This window comes from Streptomyces sp. NPDC041814 (assembly GCF_055590565.1).
Map to the genome: position 1 here is coordinate 42,411 of NZ_JBVJAM010000020.1, position 17,911 is coordinate 60,321.

Genomic DNA, 17,911 nt, shown 5'->3' on the forward strand with positions numbered 1-17,911 from the left:
GCCCTCATCTCGGGCCCGCTGAGAAGCACTCAGGGCTCGCCTCATCTCCGAGCTATACCGCGACACTCGACGCCAAACCCGTATTCACAACAGTATTCACAGGGGTATGCTGAGGTTATGGCTGACACAACCGTCAAGATCGACACGGCGACTCGCGACCGTTTCGCCGCCATCGCCGCCGCCCGCGGACAAAGCGTCCGCGGCTACCTGGCCACACTCGCGATAGAGGAAGAAAACCAGCTGAAGCTCGGCCACGCGACCGCCGCCTTCCGAGCCGCCGTAGCACGTCCCGGCATCACGGATGCCTTCGACCAAGACTTCGGCGGCCTTCCTCAGCGCACGAACCGGGCGGCCTAACTCTTGGACCTCCACGTCGACATCCGCTGGCTCCTTGACCGCCAGGAGGACCTCCTCGGAAAAGAGCTGACCGTACGGGATTACTCCGCCCTGGTCGCCGCCGTGGCCAGACACCGGGTGAACACTCCCAACCTTGACGAGGCATCACCCGACGCCTTCTGGAGGGCAGCGGCCCTGCTCGAACAGATCGTGCTGCTGCGCCCGCTTCCGGCCCGCAGCGAACTGTTCGGATACGGCGTCGCGATTGCCTACATCGAGGCATCCGGCGAGTCAGTGGAGGCTCCCTACGAGTCCTGGCGTGACCTGATCACGGACATCAGGGCGCTGCGCCTGACCGTCTACGACGTGGCTGACCGCCTACGCTCCTGGCGGGCACCCGAAACGGGGCCCCGATGACGCAGCCCGCTCCCGCCCGGAGCCCATAAACACCGAAGCCGCCCCGTCCTGGCAGGGACGGAACGGCTTCGATCACTCGCTGTTCGACTCGCAGAACTTCCAGGAACCCGAGTCGTGACCGGTGAGGTGACCTCGCCGGGGTGATGCCCGTGGACCATGGGTCCGCGCAGTCACCTATACCCAGAATAAGCGTCCCGCCCCGCGGAACGCCACCATCCCAGGGTCCGGTCAGGTCACACCCGCTGGTCACGGCTCCCCTATCAGGGGAGATCGACCCACTATGTACCGCCCGCCCACCCGTCGTCGCCGCTATGTCGCGGCCGCCGGCCCGGCATTTTTTTTGAAGATCGCTGTCACGTCTGAGGCCCCGCAGATCCTTGGGGTTGGCGTGACCACCATTCCCGCCGCCCAGGCCGCCCCCGTCCCGCCCCACGGGACGCCCATCAAGATCGTTGCCCGCCCTACGGGCCATGTCGCCCTTTCTCGGGCCGTACCGCCCCGGTCCACAGCCTGGCGGGTCCAGAGTCAGCGGATGCGTTCTTCATGCTGCTGCTCGACTCCTGCATGTCACGCGCGCGTGCCATCTCCCACCTCTATGTGCATCGCGCCCCCCTGTGACCAGCCACTGCCCGCCCGCTCCCGCAGCCTCCACCCCGGGGCGGCGCACGCCCTCCTCGGGCATGCGCGGAAGCCCGTAGACCATGCGGTGGCACCGTTCAAGACGCTGCTCGCGGTGGGGGGCGCCGCATGAGGTCCATCGATGGGTCGGTCTTCGGCCGCGGGGACGAGCCGGACCTCGTTGCGGTCACTCGGCAGGTGGCCGAGACACCTGGCCTTCAGCCCGAGGACGTCGGCGTCCTGGTGTACCTGTTGCTCAAGCCGCTGGGATCGCTGGCGACCGGCAAGGACATCGCCGGAGGGATGCGCGAGCTCGGCTGGAAGATGAGCGTCGACCGCTTTGACACCATCGCCAAGCGGCTGATCAAAGCTGGGCATCTGATGCGCAAATCGGTCTACAACCCCGACACGAAACGCCCGGAGTGGCGCTACTGGGCCTTCCACGACCCGGGGAAGAACCCGGACCACGCGGCAACGACCTCTGCCACGTTCTCGCAGGTCAGCACCGGAATCGGGTTTTTCCCGGTTCCCGGGGAGCAGGGCGCGAGCGGAACCGGGGAAAACCCTGTTTCGCCTGGTCAGCACCGGAATCGGGTTTTTCCCGGTTCCGCTCCGGAACCGGGAAAAACCCGCCTTCCCTCAGACGACGTTTCCGCAGGTCAGAGCCGAGATCAGGAAATCCCCGGTTCCGTTGCTGCCCCCCCCACTCCCCCCTATAGGGAGGAGGAGGATTCCTCCTCCCGTAAGTCCCCCTCCGCCACCACCGTTGCGGCTGGCGCTCCCGCAACAGACGCAGCATCCGTCACGGCGGCCTCCGAGTTCCTCGCGGAGCTCCCGGGGCGCTGGGCGTGCGGCCGACGAACCGCGGCCGAGCTCGCACCGCTGCTCGCCGAGGCGGTCCAGGCCCAGGGCTGGGAGCTGGGCGCCGATCTCGTTCAGCAGCTGACCCGGCGTGCCCCGGCCCGCCGCAGCATCACCTCGGTGTTGCAAGAGCGGATCGAGGACCTGCCCCGCTACCGCGCCGCACGCCGCGCCCTGGAACAAGACCGATCCCGGTCGGCGGCCGGGCAGGTGCCGGGCCAGCAGCTCGCCCTGGAGGACCAGACCGACGGCCAGGGCACCGCGCCGCTGCCCGAGGGCGTGAGCTCAGAGCGGATCGAGGAGGCCCGGGTGTTCCTGCTGACGCTGACCGGGCCGTGGGAGCTCCCTGCGCAGTCGGCACAGCGCCTGGCCCCGAAGCTTGCGACGGTGACGGTTGAGCGGGGCTGGGCGTTCGACGAGCAGCTGCGTCAGCAGTTGATGGCGAATCCGGGCGGCGGCCAGAACTACGAGTGGCTGCTGGAGCACCGGCGGATCGCGACGCTGCCGGACCGCACCCGCAAGGCCCGGGCGTCCCGGCCGGCTGCCAAGGCCGGGATGTGCGCACGTCACCCGGACTTCCGCGCCGAGGACTGCCACTCGTGCTTGGTCATCAAGCGCAGGCAGGAGCGAGCCGCCAAGGCAGCCGCCAAAGCTGCTGCCAATGCCGGGCCGGACACGCAGTCCGCTCCGTCGGCCCCTGCGGAGCAGGTACCGGCCGAGGTCGCCGCCTACGTCCAGGGCCTGGCGGCCGGTGCGGCCGCGGACGAGGTCGCACGCCGCGGTGAGCCGGTGCTCACCGACTGGGAGCGCCAGCACTTGGCGCAGGAGACCGAGCATGCACGGCGCGTTCAGGCCCACGACGCGGCCCTGAACGCCTGACCCGACCCCCGGCTACGACCGTGTGGGAGCGGGCCACCCCGGCCAGGGGGCGGCCCGCGAGGCACCCCACCAGCCATGACACCGTCAGGAGTGCACGTGAGCACCGTACCGAGCAGCCGCCGCCCCGCGAACAATGACCAGGACCAGCACGAGAGCGGTGCCCCCCTCTCCCTGCTGGACCGCCCCGCCCCGTACGACGAGGCTGCGGAGAAGTCCTCCCTGGGCGGCGCGATCCTGTCCAAGGACGCCATCGGCGATATCGCCAAGGCCCTCGAACCCCTTGGAGCCGCCGCGTTCTACAAGCCCGCCCACGAAACGATCTGGGCGACGATCACCGACCTGTATGCGGCCGGCACCGACATCACCCCCATCAGCCTCGGACACCAGCTCACCGTCCAGGGCGACCTGGAACGCGTCGGCGGCCACGCCTACATCTCCCAACTCGTCGACGCCTGCCCCAACGCCGCCCTGGCCGTCCACGACGCCGCAATCGTTCTCGACCGCGCCAAGCTGCGCCGCCTGGCCCAGACTGGCAACCACATCGCCCAGATGGCCACCACAGGCGCGGGCGAAGCCGACGACATCCTGGACGCCGCCGCGGCCGCCCTGGCCCAGGTCACCCAGACCGCCGACGCAGCCACCGGCTACACCTTCATGGACGAGGTCTTCCAGAACGCGGTCGACGAGGCCGAGGCCATCGAACGCGACGGCCGCGAACAGGGAATCCCCACCGGGTTCGTCGACCTGGACGCCCTCACCAACGGGTTCCTGCCCGGCCAGATGATCGTGGTCGCCGCCCGCCCCGCGATGGGCAAGTCGACCCTCGCCGTCGACTTCGTACGCGCCGCCTCCATCAAGCACCGCCTGCGCAGCGCCGTCTTCAGCCTGGAGATGAGCACCAGTGAGATCGGCATGCGCATCCTGTCCGCCGAAGCCCGCGTCGGCCTCCACCGCCTGCGCAGCGGCACCACCACCTCCGAGGACTGGCAGCGCATCGCCCGCATCTCCGACCGGGTCCGCTCCGCCCCCGTCGTCTTCAGCGACAGCCACGTCAACACGCTCACCCAGATCAAAGCCCAGTGCCGCCGCCTCAAGCAGAACGGCGGCCTGGACCTCGTCGTCATCGACTACATCCAGCTCCTGCAGTCCGGCGGCCGCCGCCCCGAGTCCCGCCAGCAGGAAGTCAGCGACATCTCCCGCAACATCAAGACGATGGCCAAAGAAGTCCAGGTCCCGGTCATCGCCCTGTCACAGCTCAACCGCGGCCCTGAACAGCGCACGGACAAGAAGCCGATGGTGGCCGACCTACGCGAGTCAGGCTCCATCGAGCAGGACGCCGACATGGTCATCCTGCTCCACCGCGAGGACGCCTACGACAAGGAATCCCCCCGCGCCGGCGAGGCCGACCTCATCGTCGCCAAGCACCGCAACGGCCCCACCGCCACCGTCACCGTCGCCTTCCAGGGCCACTACTCCCGCTTCGTCGACATGCAGCAGACCTGACCCCCGGCGACGACCCGCCAGCCCCACGCACCCCACAACGCCTCTATGCGGCGCGCTCGCTGACGATCACCCATCCCCGAGCCGGATTTCCTTGCCCGGGGTGGAGATCGCCACTCACAGACCCGTACAGACGATCATTGAGAGGAGCAGCCCGATGGGCATCATCGGTGAAAGCCTCGACCAGGCCGCGGCCGCCACGTTCACCCGCCCCATCCCCGCTACACCCGGGGCCCAGATCCGCTACCTCGTCAAGCAGGCCAAGGGCTCTACCCGCGCGGTCGCGCAGGCCCTGGGCGTCTCCCAGCGCACCGTCGAGCGCTACCTCAAGGGCCAGATCCGTCGACCCCGCCCCGACCTCGCCGCCCGCCTCGCCGACGAAGTGCGCCGCCACTGGCAGCCCCGGATCCGCGAGCGCGCCCGCCGCCAGGCCGCCACCTCGACCGGCATCATCGTCGAAGCCCGCGCCCGCTTCGGCTACACCGCCGCCCTCGGGTCGACGGACGACAGCCGCATCCGGTGGATCACCCAAGCCCTCCCACCCACCTACGCGGCCCGGCTATTCGCCGCCCAGGACACCGGTGCGGGCGAGCAGCAACTGCGGGACATAGTCGCCGAAGGGCTCCAGGAGGTCTATTTCCGCGACAACGGACGGCGCGCGGAAGGCCTCCTCGTCGAATTCACCGACATAGAGCACGCCGCCCTCGACTACAGCTGACCAGCTTCGACGGCCTGCCCGATGCGTGATCTAGACGTTGAGGCCCGGGTGCGGTGATCGACGCAGGCGGACCCACCCAGTAGCTTTCAAACGGAGGTTCGAGCAAGTGGACGACAGCAGAGCGAAAAGCTCGATCGGATACCTGCGTATCCGCCCCGGTACTCCGGGGGGAACGGCATCGTTAGGCAGCACACCGAGACCGCTTGCCACAGGGGGACCTCGGATATCTGAGCGGGAGGAATCCGGTGAGTGACCGCAGCGCCATCGAGTGGACCGAGGCGACCTGGAACCCCACTACCGGGTGCGACAGAGTCTCCTCCGGATGCGACAACTGCTACGCCCTGGCGCTGGCGAAACGGCTCAAGGCCATGGGCGCGCCGAAGTACCAGCGGGACGGAGACCCGCGAACGTCCGGGCCGGGCTTCGACGTGACGCTGCATCCGGACTCCCTGCACATCCCGTACGAGTGGAAGGCGCCGCGGGTGGTCTTCGTCAACTCGATGTCGGACCTCTTCCACGCCCGGGTGCCGCTCGACTTCGTCCGCCAGGTCTTCCAGGTCATGGCCGATACACCGCAGCACACCTACCAAGTACTGACCAAGCGAGCGCGGCGCCTGAGGCAGCTCGCGCCGAAGCTGGACTGGCCGGCGAACCTCTGGATGGGCGTCTCCGTCGAGTCCGAGACCGAGCTGCCGCGCGTGGACGACCTGCGCCAGGTGCCGGCCGCCGTACGGTTCCTGTCCTGCGAGCCGCTGTTGGGACCGCTGCCCGGACTGGACCTGGAAGGCATCCATTGGGTCATCGCCGGCGGCGAGTCCGGCCCCAACCACCGGGGCCTTGACCAGGCATGGGTGACCCAGATCCGCGACACCTGCCAGGAAGCCGACGTGGCGTTTTTCTTCAAGCAGTGGGGCGGGCGCACCCCGAAGGCCGGCGGCCGACTCCTGGAAGGCCGCACCTGGGACCAGATGCCGCTCCCCGTCCCGGCCTGACACACACGGCGGCCGGGCCCGAGACGGGCCCGGCCGCACCGGTCAGACGGACAGAACGCCAGGAGCAACGGTGATCTCCCGGGTGCGCTTCACGCCGACGCCGTTGCTGGGCGTCTTGCCCTGCTCGTGCAGGAGCCGTACCGCCTGGCGCGCCACCGGTTCGGTCACCTGCCCGTAGTAGGACCCGAAGATTTCGAGCGTGTGGTCCACCAGCTTCACCGGGCGTCGGGCACGCAGCAGCAGCTTCCCCAGATTGGCAGCGATCTCCGGCAGCGCCTTGGCCTCGACTTCCTTCGGATCGGGCGCCATCGAGAACAGCGTGCCTTCCTCCCGCTCCTCCAGTTCCTCCCACCACTTGGCGCGTGCCCGGGCGACGGCGTCGCCGAACACCCACAGCCCGTACGGGCTGCGAGTGGCGAACACCAGCCGGTACACGGCACGCTTGCGCGGCGAGTGCGACACCGGAACCGACTGCACCACCATCCCCGTGCGGCGCGCCAGACGGCGCGCGTACTCGGCCGCCACCGCCTCGATGGCGTCCTCGGCCGCACCGTCCCTGCCACGGGAAGCGACCGCGTCGGCGAAGTACTCCCGCCACCACGTCCCGCCGCACACATCATCGAACCGCTGCAGCGACTTCTCGTTCCCCTTAGGGGAGCGGACGTGCCCGCCCAGGCGCCACACCGCCATCATGCTGAAGTTCATCAGCAGCTCCGTCGCCGGCCGCTTATGCGGGCGCTTGCGCGCGAGCACATCCACCAAGCGGTCCTGCGGCAGGACCAGCCCGCAGGGGTCCAGGAAAAGGAACAGCGGCTCCCGCGCGGCGCGCTCCACAACCTGGTCCAAAATGCTGTCGACCTCACCGCGGTGCGCATGCGCCCGCACCCCGGAAGCCCGGTACTGAGCGATCACCTCCTGCAGCCGGTCGTACGACTTCGCCTGCGCCTCTGAGAAGAAGCACTCCAGCGTCAGCCCCGCCCGGGCCCGCAGGTGCGAAGCAACCCGCAGAGCAATCTCACCCGAGGCCGGCTGCCCGTTCTCGTAACGGCCCTCACCCGCATACCCGTCCAGATAGACCACGCGCTTGTCATGAGACTGCGTGCCCGTCATTCCCCCGAACTGCGGCAGATACCGCCGGAGCAAATCATGCTTGAACACACTGGGCAGCGCCTTATCCGCCCAGTACTCACCGCTTGTTCCAGACGACACTGCCAGCCCCCTGATCTCTGCTACCCGCACGATTACAGTTAGTGATGCACGAGGGCAGGCTCGGACACAAGAGCACAACCAAGCCACAGGTGCGGCCCGTTGCTCCAGGGCCGTTGTTCACACGATCGGATGAGCCAGCCCAGTTGGCCGGCGAGGTTGTGCTGCGCCCATAAGAATGCGCCGGTGAACATCACTTACAAGTCCGCTGCGGTCGTGCTGGGAGGGGCTCTGCTCCTGGCGGTGGCCGGTTGTTCTGTCGATTCGCCGCCCGAGCATTCAGAGCGATTGCAAAAGGCTGCCGGCCTGAAGACCTTCCAGATCGACACCACCAAGGAGCTGTGGACAAAGACATCGGATCAGACGCCGTACTACCAGGGTGAGCGGCCGATCAAGGCCAAGGTGACCGCCCTGCCCAGCGGTCTGGAACGGATCGAGCTCTCGGGAGTAAGCCTGGCCAACTATCTGCGGGCACTCGATTACGACGCGCACGGAGGGGCCGGAGGCGACGCTCCCTGGAGTCGGAACCGGGAAGCGGAGTCCATCCGCATGTACGACGAGATCTCTAAGGTCCTTGACCAGGTCACCAAACGGCCGGGCGCTGGGGATCCGCCGTTGCGGGTCATCGTGGACACAGCCTTTATCGATGCCAAGCCCTCCCCGACCGGATGACGGCGGGGCGCTGTATGAACCGCCGTGATCGGAGCACGAACCATTGGTTGGCGTGCGACGGACCGCGAGCACCGCCCAGGGCACCGCAGAGTGCCGCCTCGGCCTCGTCGTGTTTAGCGACTGCAGCCATGAAGGGCCATGCGAATTGGGCTGGTATGCCGAAGAGCGTAAGAGGAACTCCAAGCCTTCCCAGGGCTCGGTCACGTTAGTGAGAGCACCGGTCACGGCGCCGTCCCGGGGCGCAGAGGCCTGCGACGACCAGGATGACGACTACTGCGACGAAGCTGAGGATCACCAGTCACCGCACTGGCCTGGGATTCGGACGACACCCACCGATGACGGCGGCGGGCCTGCATGCGTCGGCAGAGAGACCGGCCCCTACCCTCCTGAACCCCGGATCGGCTGGTGCTGGGCAGCGAATTCAGCAAACCCCCCTGCCCCTGGAGGCGGCGGGTCGCCGCACGCGCGCGCCATGGCCTCGGCTCTGGCCCGCAGGTCCTCGGCGTCCCGGGCGAGGTAGCGGGAGGCCTCGTCGCCGACGACGTCGATGAGGCGTTGCAGCAGCGCGGCTCAGCGCTCAAGGGGTAACCCAGTCGGCTTTCGGCGCAGCGCTGCGGGTGTTGTACTGCTCTGAGTCGCCCAGCAGCCGCCCGCACCCTGCCCGGTGGTCGTCACGACGGCCTTTCGGCGAGCGGCAAGGGACTGCGCCGGATCAGCGGGAGAACGCATCAGTCAGGCTGATGCGGTAGCCGTTTCACCAGCACGACGGTGACGCCGAACGGGGCGGGGTGGTCCAGCCTGATAGGGGCGCGGGGTACGGCTCCGGGTTGGGATCAGCGCCTTTCGACGATGCGCCTTAGGTTCTTGAGAGCGCGCACGGAAGCGTCCCGCGCAGCCATCGCACTCACGAGTTCGTCCGCATCCAGCAGGCCAGCCATTCGCAGGTCATCAACGACGCGCTGAGCTGCCTTTTTGCCCAGCGTGTCGCCCCAGCCGTTGTTCTTGTGGAAGGTCAGCCGCTCCAAGGCGCTTAGCCACCGCTCGTCTTGCGCTTCGGCCTCCTTTTTCTCAGTGGAGAGGTTGAGCGCGCTGCACTCCCGCGCCCAGCCTCGTACGGAGAACGAGAACCCCTCAACCACCACGATTGAGGACCCGCGGGCCAATTGCTCGGCGTAGACGAGGCTCTCCAGCGTTGGTGCATAGGCGAAGACGGGCTCGCCCCTCGTTGGACGGCTCCGCGACTGAGGGCTCGTTACCTCGAACCCGCGCAGCGCCGGAATGCTGGAGGTTGCGTCCAGAGTGTTCGCAACGAGGACGGGGGCCGCCCTCTCGTCCTCGGCTCGCATCCGCACCCAACGCGCTGCGAGAGCCGCAGCATCTTCCCAATCCTGCTCAACATCTTCCGGCACCCAGGCCGCGTGTTGTATCCCCATGACCAGACGATACGCGCGGGTGGCTTTCGACTGGTGAGGATGACAACTATTGAGCGGCGCCCCCGGAACATTGCCCGTTCAGACCGCCGTCTGGCGGGGCGCGGGCGCATGAAAACCGACACTGCGGGGGGAGGTTCTGGGCTGGCACTCGTGCCCGTCACGACGGCCTGCTGCGGCTTTCTGCTGCGCGTCGGCGCACCGGCCCCCAGGCGCCGCCGACCACGGTCACCAGTGAAAGCGACGGCGCTGGTCGCCGGCTCCTGACCCAGCCAAGCCAGCAGGGTCCCCCGAGGACGGATACGGTCTCAGCAAGCACGAAGTCCAGAGCAGGCCATCGAGTAAACGAAACTCTCGGGTACGGCCAGGTGGGGGCATCGGATTGCGTTCGGGTCCGTGGTCCGTGACTGAACGTACGGTGGTCTGCAGCAGAGTTGCCCAGTTGACCCGTACGAGCGTGGGTGATGATGGGCCGGTGAGTCTGGATCTGAGTAACTACGAGCTGCGCTGGCCCGCCCAGCTGTTTGCGTCCGAGGGCGAGCGTGTTCTGCGGTCCTCGAACCGGTGGTGGGAGGACCAGGCGATTTGGCTGCTGACGGAGGCTTTGACCGGTACCACGGCGGTCGCCGATTTCGAGGAGCTGCCCAGCCGTCCCGCGTCCTCAGACGATCCGTGGGCCAGTACGACCCCAGGCTGGGGGAAGCGCGGGATGGACAAGCGCGACTGGCTGACGGAGCTTGTCAGTCGCGCCACCGAACTGCGCTGCGCAACCGAGCCGCGGCCGTACTGGCCGCAGAGGCAAGGCCGGGGCCTCTCGCACGACGGAAGTACCGCACGGGATGCCCGACGCGACTTCGAGCGGATCATCAGCGACTTTGCCGACAACGGTTACTTGGTGGAGGTCTTCGGCCAGGAGTGCGTCGATGACGGCAGCGAGCTGCCGGACGCCTCTCGCGTGATCGAGCGGCGCCTGGGCATCCCCGATCTGTGGCCCCTGACCCCCGAGACCTGGGACGAAGACACCTTCTTCGGTCTGATCGAAGTCTTCCATGACATGGTCAGCCGCCCCCGTACCCGCCGCTTCCACTCCTACAGCGGGTGCGGCTGGCACCACTCGGAGTTCCACAACGGACCCGCCCGCATTCTCTACCAGGGCAGGGTCAACGATCTGCTGCGCGAGGCCGGCATCGAGTACGAACTGGCCGCCGAAGGTGAGGATCTCGGGCGCCTGGTCGCCGTCACCGACGACGCCCGCAGCGCGCTGGTGCACCAAGCGCTCACCGGCAGCGCCCCGGACACCACTATCCGGATCCGCCACGCGGTGGCCCTGTTCCGCGGCCGGGACACGACAGTGGAGAGCAAAAGGTCAGCGATTGTCACCCTCGCGGGCATCCTGGAGGAACGCCGGGCTCTGATCAAGGACAAGCTCGGTAGGGATGAAGGGGCGCTGTTTGAGATCGCCAACCGCTACGACCTTCGCCACCGCGATGCGAAGCAGCGCACCGACTACGACGAGGCGTTTCTCGACTGGATCTTCTGGTGGTACCTCGGGACGGTGGAGCTGACCAACCGGCTCATCGCGTCACGGACCACCGGCGGCTGACCCTGCGCGCCCTCATCCGAAACCGCAGCCGAAGCCCTTCAGAAAGGGCTCCAGTCCGCCGGATGGTGGAGTCCTCGGTTGTTGGGTGCGGAAGGGCGTCCCCTCCCGACAATGGGCAGACCGGACATCACTGGAACACAGGCGTCGTTCGAGCTGGGTGATGGGCGCGGAGGTCGTCCATTGAGGCTCGTAGTGGCTGGAGACGACAGCGCGGCGGTCGCCTATCCCCCCGAGGTGGCGACCGCCGCTTTGCTGAAGTTCTCTTCCTGCAAGCCGATACGGACGACTTGCAGGTTTATCAGGTCATTCTGAAACCTTTCTTCGATGCCTCGGTTAAGAGGCATGGTTGTTTTCGAAAAGCTAGATTCGTCGGCCCCCGTCTGCTACTTGGTCCGGGTTGGCGAGAAATTTTTCGATTTCCGAAAGCAGCCTTTCGATGTCTGTTTTCGTTACCTGGGGGAGGCCAGTGCTGGAGCACTCCAACCTGCTGATGTTGAGTGCTGTCACGTAGTGGGAGATTCGATCACTGGCAGAAGCGACTCGTTCCCCTGGCCCGAACTTGTTCTCCGCCTTCAGGATTTCCAGGTAATCCTTTGCGTCCTCATCCCCAGAGTCGGCAGCCATCTGCCACCAGTAATTGGCGTAAGACTGCTCGTTGAGGAGTTCCCATAGCTCTGCCACCCGTCGTTGTTCGGAAGCGCTCAGGCCTTCTTCGTCGGAACGCTTGAGCAATCCCGCAAGTTCGCGGAAATGATTAAGCGTGGACGTCGGGAAAGATGTGCCGGCCAGTCGGTTTTCAGCCCCGGCCGGGGGCCGGCCCGAAGGCCGACCCCCCACACGGTCCGACATCTCTCCCAGTAGGTGGTCGTCGCACAGGGCCTGCTGGAAGAGCTCCAGCAGGACCAGCCTGGCGAGGGCATCACGCTCCTCCGAGGAAAACCAACTGCTCATGCTGACACCCCCTCCTCCGGCGACGCCGTCATAACCTTCTCCAGTCGTGTAAGCGCTGCTCGCAGATACCGTTTCACGGTTTCCTCGCTAACGCCCATCTTTGCTGCAACCTCCGAGGGGTGGACATCCCTCAGGAAGCAGGATTCAACAACTTCCTTCTGGCGTTCGGGCAGCTTCGATACGAGTTCATAAATGCCGTCCCGAACTTCCTGGTAAGCGGCCTCCGGAAGCCCTATGGACGAGACACCATCGGGAAGGGCTTCCGGCGAAACCGGGATAAGGGCGACCCTGGAATTTTTGCGGTATTCGTCAATAAAAACCCTCTTGAGGACTGTTCGGCTGTATGCCTCAAGGCGGCCCGGGCTAACCTTCGCTAGCTCGGGGAGGAACCTCTTGAACACCTTCTCCATGGTCGTTTGGACCGCGTCCTCTGCGAGATGACGGTCGCTGCTCTGCGCATACGCTGCGAGAAGCAGGGGTGTTCTCAGTTCCGTAAAGCGACTTTGAGGGTCGCCGTCGTACAGGTCGGGGCACATCTCCTCAGTCATGCGCCCCTCCCCTCACTGAGGGGAAGGGCGCCGCAGATCGGGCGCCCTGTGGACAGGACGGGGGGCTCTTGCTCCCGTCTCCTGCCATCGCGGGCCAAGCCATCGGCTCAGTCTCCCTTCCAGAGAACTTCAGCGGGTCGAAGGGCGTGCCTTCACCCCCAAGACGTCCGGGGACCTTCGAATCCGGATGCCTGCGCCGAACTTTTTTGGAGAAGTTGCGTAGCTGCTGGTCACACGGTGGGCAGGGTCTGCCTGTTGCCTCTGTGGCTGGCCCAGCGGGATGCCTTGCGTAGACCGGGGAGCACCGTGTCGAGTTGGGTTTTGCCGAGGTACTGGCCCTCGACTCGCAGCCCTGCCGGCCTGTCCGCCAAGAGGGCGCACTCGAAAGGATCTGGGCTCGGACGCGACTAGATCTCGATTCGCTCCGCTTCAAAGCCCGACCTGATGGTGAGGGGTGGGCGCGTATCCGGATTCGGCCCCATCGGACGTGTAAGGAGTGACGGCCGCGAAAGCGGGGGCGGACTACCGCGCTCCCGGCCGCTCGGCGTCGCTCGACCGGAGCGGCGAACACCTTCCCGAAGGAGAGACATGCCTGCCGACCGAGACCGCACCGCGATCGCCTTTGTTGGGGCGGTCGTCGCCGGAATCATCGCTGTTCTGCGCCCGGAACTCATTCCCGCCCTGACGCTCGCCCTGGCCGCCTGGGTCGCCCTCGCCCTCTACCTCAAGCTGTAAACGGTGTCATGGTCCGGGGAAGGTCCCCCCCCCGCCGGTTGAGGGCGGGGCGACCTCAGCCGCGCCAACTGAAAGCCCACACGGCATAGTCCGGAACCACTCGCACAGATAACTGTCATCTGTGGCAAGGGGTGGCGACCCCCCTTCAGGACCGCCTCTGCGGCGAGCATGCGTGCCGCCGGGCGATCGCTACCTGAACTCCCTCACCGTGGCGAACACCCGCCGGAGCCACACCACGACGCTCGGCAAAGTCGTCCCCGAGCGCGCGCGGGCCGGCCCTTGAAGTCCGTCGCCGACAGCGAGGTCGGCCAAGCTCGCACAGCTTTGAGGTACGGCGGCCGTCCCGCTACTCCACCGCGCTGCGCCGGCGGTTGCTGCGCATGTCGTGGTCCTCCTGCACACGCACCCGTTCTGGTCGACTGCCACCGGGGTACTGTGCGCGACTGGCTTGCTCGGGCTGCCGACCGGACGCGCCCGCACAAGCGCACGCCGACGTCCCTCGTCGAGCCGTTACATCGCCAGGAAGCGAAGGTGGGGGTGGCACGGCGATCAGCATCTATATGCTGGCTCGATGGTCAGCGTATGGACCCGGATCCACCAAGAACTCAGCCTCCCTCCAGGCCCTTTGACGTTTGAGATGATCGAGCGGGCCACAATGGAGATCGACGGTGAACGAGACGATCTCGACTGGAAGCGCGTCCTGCCGAAGAAACCTGAGGCTGGTCTCTGGTCGGAGTTCGCCAAGGACGTCGCCGCTATGGCCAACGCCCGTGGCGGCCTCCTCGTCTATGGCGTCCGCAACGACCGAGCCATCGACGGGGTGAACCCCGATGAGATAGCTACAGAGCACCTGTACAAGTGGCTTCGTGCCCACACCCAGCCATTCGTCGGCGGAGTCGACATCTATCCCCTGGAGTCCCCTGACCGTACAAGGACGGTCCTCGTCGTAGACGTCCCCGCGAGCCCCATGGCCCCGCACTTCGTGCTCGGAACGTCGTCGCGCGATAAGGAGCAGCAGGCATTTGCCGTTCCTGCCCGCTTCACTGATCACACCACCTGGCTGTCGGAGCACGAAATCGAGCGCGCCTACCGAGACCGGTTTGTGCGCCAGGAAGACGCCGGCAAGGCGCTGGATCGGTGCGTCGCCGAAACTCGCGAGGTAGTCCTCGGTGAGGGCGACAACACCGCAGCATGGCTGATCGTGGTCTCCCGTCCGTCTCGACCACTTCCGCTGCTGGTTCCCGATCCCCAGCACCACGAGGCCGCCTTCGCGATGAGGAAGGCCCTGTCCACGGCGGCCAAGCTCCGCGGCGAATTCGGAGGAAGCAGCCCCATGCGCGATGCGTTGACCGGCAGTGCCCGTGTCGGCCTGCGGCGCTGGATCGACGGAAACTTCCTTACCCTCTCAGGAGGGCCCCCCGCTGGGCGCCTTGCCATGGTCGAGCTCCACCACGATGGCACCGTCGTATACGCGGTCGATGTCTCAAGCCAGGCGTACAGGGCCCGGGTGCCTGTAGGCCTTCACGTCCCCGTCGAGGTACAGGTCGTGCAGAACGGAATCTGTGACGCCCTGGCCCTGGCCCACGAGGCCGCAGGCACCCGGCACCTGAACTCCTCGTCGGATGTCTTGGCCACCATCGTTTGCGACAGCGACTCACACCGAACAGGACCTACGAGCAGGTTCCCCGGTTTCATCGCGGTTCTGGAGCAACACCGCGGGGCCTTCGACGTTCCCAAAGCCGGCCGCTGCCCCGTCGTGGTGCGCCAGACACCGTACGAGCTCGCTCCCCGTGCCGGGATTGCAGATCTGCGTGCTGCCGTACAGTCGCTCGCTTCAGGCATCATCAACCAATTTGGCATCGAGCCGCATCTCACCTGACTTGGCCGCCCTCACTGGTCTCGCCGCGCGCTCAGCATGCCGCTCCACACAAATTCAGGCCCGGGGAGCACGTCCCTCTATACCGGCCGGTGTCCCAGCGTTGCCCCCTCAGCACACGTTTTGTGGGAAGGGGCGCCGTCGTTGTCGCGAAGATTCGTATAGCGGGAGCAGTGCCGGCACGGCCGTGCTTCCGGTGCCCAGTGATCGTTCGACCGCCAGTCCAGAACATGGTGCGCGCTCCAGCCGGTCTGCCGAGGGACTGTGGGCGCGCCCTGCACTACTGCCGAGGCCGAGGATGCGCACGGAACCGCCGGCCGCGGTTGAGCCGGAACTGTTGCTGGGCCCGGAGGAGCAGAAGGAGCCGGACGTGTAGGCGTCGGTACCGTGGTGGAGGGTGTGAAGAGCGGCCAGGCTCCAATATGCGTGAGCCGTACTACCGGATCCGGGACGACCGGACCGGCGGGGGACAGGGCCCTGGGCTGCGCTTCGCCCGGTGTGGATTTGGAGGGAGCTGAACGGCATGTGGGTGGCCGGTGGCTCGCGCGGTGGGGGAGTTCGCGTTCGGCCTCCGGCTCCACCGGTGGCAGAGCGGGGCGGCCGGCGTTGTGGTCATCAAGCCGGTCCCGGTCGGAGTCGCTGACCCAGAAGCGGTGTGTCTTCGCGCCGAGCTTCTGCTCGACCGGCACGATCAGCCCGGAGGCGGTCCTGCGGACGAGGTCGTCGAAAAAGACGTCCCGCGGCTTCACCGTGACGTGCTGCTTCCCGCACCGATTCGAGGTGTCCGGACACCGATACAGCGCCCGGGCGTCGCACCGCCAGAAGTCCAGCACGCGGAACCCCGACACAACACGCAGATCACCCGACTTCTCGATCACATGCGCCGGCAGCCTGTTGCTCCGCGTCCAGTGCGTGTCAGTCCGGGCCGCGTAGTCGGAACGGTCCGTGTGCCACGCCGGGGTGATCCCCAGCCTCGCCGCCTTGTTCGCACGCGCCTTCACACTGCGCGGCCCCTCCCGCCCGGCCGACGAAAGCTGGATCTCCCAACCAATCAAAAGCCCGGCTTCGCCCTGAACGAGCGTGTCGGTCTGGATCCACGACCGCGGCCCCACCGCCGTACGCACCTCGCTGCCAGCCAACCACCCCTCCGCCGACGACACCCGACAGATCCGCTCCTGGTACGCCTTGTGCTCGTCCGACAGCGCCGTCTGGTGCCGCGCTTCGTCCTCGGACCGCTCGGGCTCGGGCATGACGTGCTGGCGCCGCTTACGGGACTGGAACCAAGCCGGCGTCTGGCAGCGGCTGCACGAGGTCCTGCTGGCCGAACTGAACGCGGTCTCACGGCTGGACTGGTCCCGCTGCATGGTCGACTCCTCCCACGTCAGGGCGCTAAAAGAGGGAGCCAGACGGGCCCCTCGCCAGTCGACCGGGGCCGCGCCGGCTCCAAACACCACTTGATCACTGACGGGCACCGCACCCCTCTGGCTGTTCTTCTGACCGGCGACAACCGCAACGACGTCACTCAGCTCCTGCCGCTGCTCGACGCGATCCCGCCGGTCCGCGGCCGGGTCGGCCGTCCCCGCCGTAAGCCGGATTCGCTGTTCGCCGACCGCGGCTACGACCATGACATCTACCGCGACCAGGTCCGCGCCCGTGGCGTCGTGCCCGCGATCGCCCGACGCGGCACCCGACACGGCACCGGGCTGGGCACCTACCGCTGGGTCGTGGAGAGGAGTTTTGCCTGGCTGCACGGCTTCCGACGGCTGCGGATCCGGTGGGAACGGCGGGCCGACATCCACGAAGCGTTCCTGAAGCTCGCCTGCTGCCTCATCACCCACCGACAACTCAAGACACTGTCTTGACGTCGGGGTGCAAGGCCGCTGGGTTACCTCATTGGTTTCCGTGGCTTATGCAATGATCCAGCCTCATGAGTGACAGTTCGCTTTCACCCGCCTGGCTGGCCTCGTGGACAAGCAGAGTCTCCAGGGTCCTCGTGGCGTTGACGGGCGAGTTCGAGCGTGGGCACGGTTTTCCTCCCGGCACCAACGAGGTCCGGTCGGCCAGCCGCGACGATCAAACTGCGGCTCGCGCGCTTGCTCAAGCGGGTCTCATCCCGGCTGACCTGGTCACTTTCTACGACAGCATCGGCAACGTCACCTGGGCGGACGTCGGCAACGGCTATTTCCTCGACGCGGCAAGCGACGTCCTTCTGCGATTCCAGGAGAACGGCGCTGTCGATGCCGGCGCGGACCAGAAGGTTGCCATCGGCTCGAACGGCGGCGGCCTGTTCTACGTTGCGGGCCCTGACGGGTCAGTTCATCGGACGCGGACGTCATCACTGGACGAGCCCGAGCTCGACAAGGTAGCGGACGACCTGCGGCAGTTTCTGGAACTGCTGGAGCAATCCTTGACGCGGTTTGTCGCCGACAGCGAGCCGGGATCTCTGTAGCTCAGCCCGCAGCGCCCATTCTGTTAGGCGTTGTAAAGGCTGTCCCGTAACTCAGAGCCGGGCCGGCCAGTGTCACCTCGGAGAGCCGGATTGTCCTGTTGCAGCCCGGCTTGCCACCCG

The 17,911-nt window shown here is 66.9% G+C and carries 15 protein-coding genes and 1 pseudogene; 12 read left to right on the forward strand and 4 right to left on the reverse strand.

Annotated features, from left to right (window positions below):
* Positions 1 to 117: 117 nt before the first annotated feature.
* The 6 genes from ACZ6C6_RS34080 to ACZ6C6_RS34105 all read left to right on the forward strand — a co-directional run bounded on the left by ACZ6C6_RS34080 (position 118) and on the right by ACZ6C6_RS34105 (position 6,321).
* Positions 118 to 357, forward strand: a complete 240-nt coding sequence (locus tag ACZ6C6_RS34080) for an antitoxin MazE7 (protein WP_469208642.1) — start codon at positions 118 to 120, stop codon at positions 355 to 357.
* Between the two features lie 3 nt (positions 358 to 360).
* A complete protein-coding gene (locus ACZ6C6_RS34085) occupies positions 361 to 753 on the forward strand; it encodes a toxin Doc (RefSeq protein WP_469208644.1) in 393 nt (130 codons plus the stop codon).
* Between the two features lie 747 nt (positions 754 to 1,500).
* Positions 1,501 to 3,111 carry a hypothetical protein gene (locus ACZ6C6_RS34090; RefSeq protein WP_469208646.1) on the forward strand — a complete coding sequence of 537 codons (1,611 nt, stop codon included), beginning with the start codon at positions 1,501 to 1,503 and terminating at the stop codon, positions 3,109 to 3,111.
* A gap of 75 nt (positions 3,112 to 3,186) precedes the next feature.
* Entirely contained in the window at positions 3,187 to 4,614 is a 1,428-nt protein-coding gene (gene dnaB / locus ACZ6C6_RS34095; RefSeq protein ID WP_469208648.1) for a replicative DNA helicase, read from the forward strand.
* A gap of 154 nt (positions 4,615 to 4,768) precedes the next feature.
* On the forward strand, positions 4,769 to 5,329 hold the full coding sequence (gene tpg, locus ACZ6C6_RS34100) for a telomere-protecting terminal protein Tpg (protein WP_469208650.1): 561 nt from the start codon (positions 4,769 to 4,771) through the stop codon (positions 5,327 to 5,329).
* Positions 5,330 to 5,574: 245 nt separating this feature from the next.
* The gene (locus ACZ6C6_RS34105) at positions 5,575 to 6,321 is read left to right on the forward strand and encodes a DUF5131 family protein (RefSeq protein WP_469208652.1); all 747 of its coding nucleotides are present in this window, start codon (positions 5,575 to 5,577) and stop codon (positions 6,319 to 6,321) included.
* A gap of 42 nt (positions 6,322 to 6,363) precedes the next feature.
* Here ACZ6C6_RS34105 and tcmP read toward each other — a convergent pair whose 3' ends face one another.
* Positions 6,364 to 7,479 (reverse strand): three-Cys-motif partner protein TcmP, encoded by a 1,116-nt coding sequence (tcmP, locus tag ACZ6C6_RS34110; protein WP_469208653.1) that lies wholly within the window; start codon positions 7,477 to 7,479, stop codon positions 6,364 to 6,366.
* Positions 7,480 to 7,713: 234 nt separating this feature from the next.
* Here tcmP and ACZ6C6_RS34115 point away from each other — a divergent pair, with 234 nt between their 5' ends.
* On the forward strand, positions 7,714 to 8,199 hold the full coding sequence (locus ACZ6C6_RS34115; RefSeq protein ID WP_469208655.1) for a hypothetical protein: 486 nt from the start codon (positions 7,714 to 7,716) through the stop codon (positions 8,197 to 8,199).
* 833 nt (positions 8,200 to 9,032) lie between these two features.
* On the opposite strand, the gene ACZ6C6_RS34120 is transcribed toward ACZ6C6_RS34115, so the two are convergent.
* On the reverse strand, positions 9,033 to 9,632 hold the full coding sequence (locus ACZ6C6_RS34120; protein WP_469208657.1) for a hypothetical protein: 600 nt from the start codon (positions 9,630 to 9,632) through the stop codon (positions 9,033 to 9,035).
* A gap of 472 nt (positions 9,633 to 10,104) precedes the next feature.
* On the opposite strand from ACZ6C6_RS34120, the gene ACZ6C6_RS34125 reads away from it, so the two are divergent.
* Entirely contained in the window at positions 10,105 to 11,232 is a 1,128-nt protein-coding gene (locus ACZ6C6_RS34125) for a hypothetical protein (RefSeq protein ID WP_469208659.1), read from the forward strand.
* Between the two features lie 360 nt (positions 11,233 to 11,592).
* On the opposite strand, the gene ACZ6C6_RS34130 is transcribed toward ACZ6C6_RS34125, so the two are convergent.
* Together ACZ6C6_RS34130 and ACZ6C6_RS34135 are read right to left on the reverse strand one after the other, a co-directional pair.
* On the reverse strand, positions 11,593 to 12,183 hold the full coding sequence (locus ACZ6C6_RS34130; RefSeq protein WP_469208661.1) for a hypothetical protein: 591 nt from the start codon (positions 12,181 to 12,183) through the stop codon (positions 11,593 to 11,595).
* Positions 12,180 to 12,731, reverse strand: a complete 552-nt coding sequence (locus ACZ6C6_RS34135) for an RNA polymerase sigma factor (protein ID WP_469208663.1) — start codon at positions 12,729 to 12,731, stop codon at positions 12,180 to 12,182. The genes ACZ6C6_RS34130 and ACZ6C6_RS34135 overlap by 4 nt, the downstream gene beginning before the upstream one ends.
* A 588-nt stretch (positions 12,732 to 13,319) precedes the next feature.
* Here ACZ6C6_RS34135 and ACZ6C6_RS34140 point away from each other — a divergent pair.
* From ACZ6C6_RS34140 to ACZ6C6_RS34155, 4 genes and pseudogenes are all read left to right on the forward strand, one after another.
* The gene (locus tag ACZ6C6_RS34140; RefSeq protein WP_365686499.1) at positions 13,320 to 13,466 is read left to right on the forward strand and encodes a hypothetical protein; all 147 of its coding nucleotides are present in this window, start codon (positions 13,320 to 13,322) and stop codon (positions 13,464 to 13,466) included.
* 655 nt (positions 13,467 to 14,121) lie between these two features.
* Positions 14,122 to 15,345, forward strand: a complete 1,224-nt coding sequence (locus tag ACZ6C6_RS34145) for an AlbA family DNA-binding domain-containing protein (RefSeq protein ID WP_469208665.1) — start codon at positions 14,122 to 14,124, stop codon at positions 15,343 to 15,345.
* Between the two features lie 1,236 nt (positions 15,346 to 16,581).
* Positions 16,582 to 17,204, forward strand: a pseudogene (locus tag ACZ6C6_RS34150) (IS5 family transposase); the annotation flags it as partial.
* A gap of 137 nt (positions 17,205 to 17,341) precedes the next feature.
* Entirely contained in the window at positions 17,342 to 17,791 is a 450-nt protein-coding gene (locus tag ACZ6C6_RS34155) for an SMI1/KNR4 family protein (RefSeq protein ID WP_469208677.1), read from the forward strand.
* Positions 17,792 to 17,911 lie beyond the last annotated feature (120 nt).

Coding starts and splice junctions, on each gene's coding strand:
- ACZ6C6_RS34080 (WP_469208642.1), top strand. CDS start 118: ATGGCTGACACAACCGTCAAGATCGACACGGCGACTCGCGACCGTTTC.
- ACZ6C6_RS34120 (WP_469208657.1), bottom strand. CDS start 9,632: ATGGGGATACAACACGCGGCCTGGGTGCCGGAAGATGTTGAGCAGGAT.
- ACZ6C6_RS34130 (WP_469208661.1), bottom strand. CDS start 12,183: ATGAGCAGTTGGTTTTCCTCGGAGGAGCGTGATGCCCTCGCCAGGCTG.
- ACZ6C6_RS34090 (WP_469208646.1), top strand. CDS start 1,501: ATGAGGTCCATCGATGGGTCGGTCTTCGGCCGCGGGGACGAGCCGGAC.
- ACZ6C6_RS34145 (WP_469208665.1), top strand. CDS start 14,122: ATGGAGATCGACGGTGAACGAGACGATCTCGACTGGAAGCGCGTCCTG.
- ACZ6C6_RS34135 (WP_469208663.1), bottom strand. CDS start 12,731: ATGACTGAGGAGATGTGCCCCGACCTGTACGACGGCGACCCTCAAAGT.
- tpg (WP_469208650.1), top strand. CDS start 4,769: ATGGGCATCATCGGTGAAAGCCTCGACCAGGCCGCGGCCGCCACGTTC.
- ACZ6C6_RS34140 (WP_365686499.1), top strand. CDS start 13,320: ATGCCTGCCGACCGAGACCGCACCGCGATCGCCTTTGTTGGGGCGGTC.
- dnaB (WP_469208648.1), top strand. CDS start 3,187: ATGACACCGTCAGGAGTGCACGTGAGCACCGTACCGAGCAGCCGCCGC.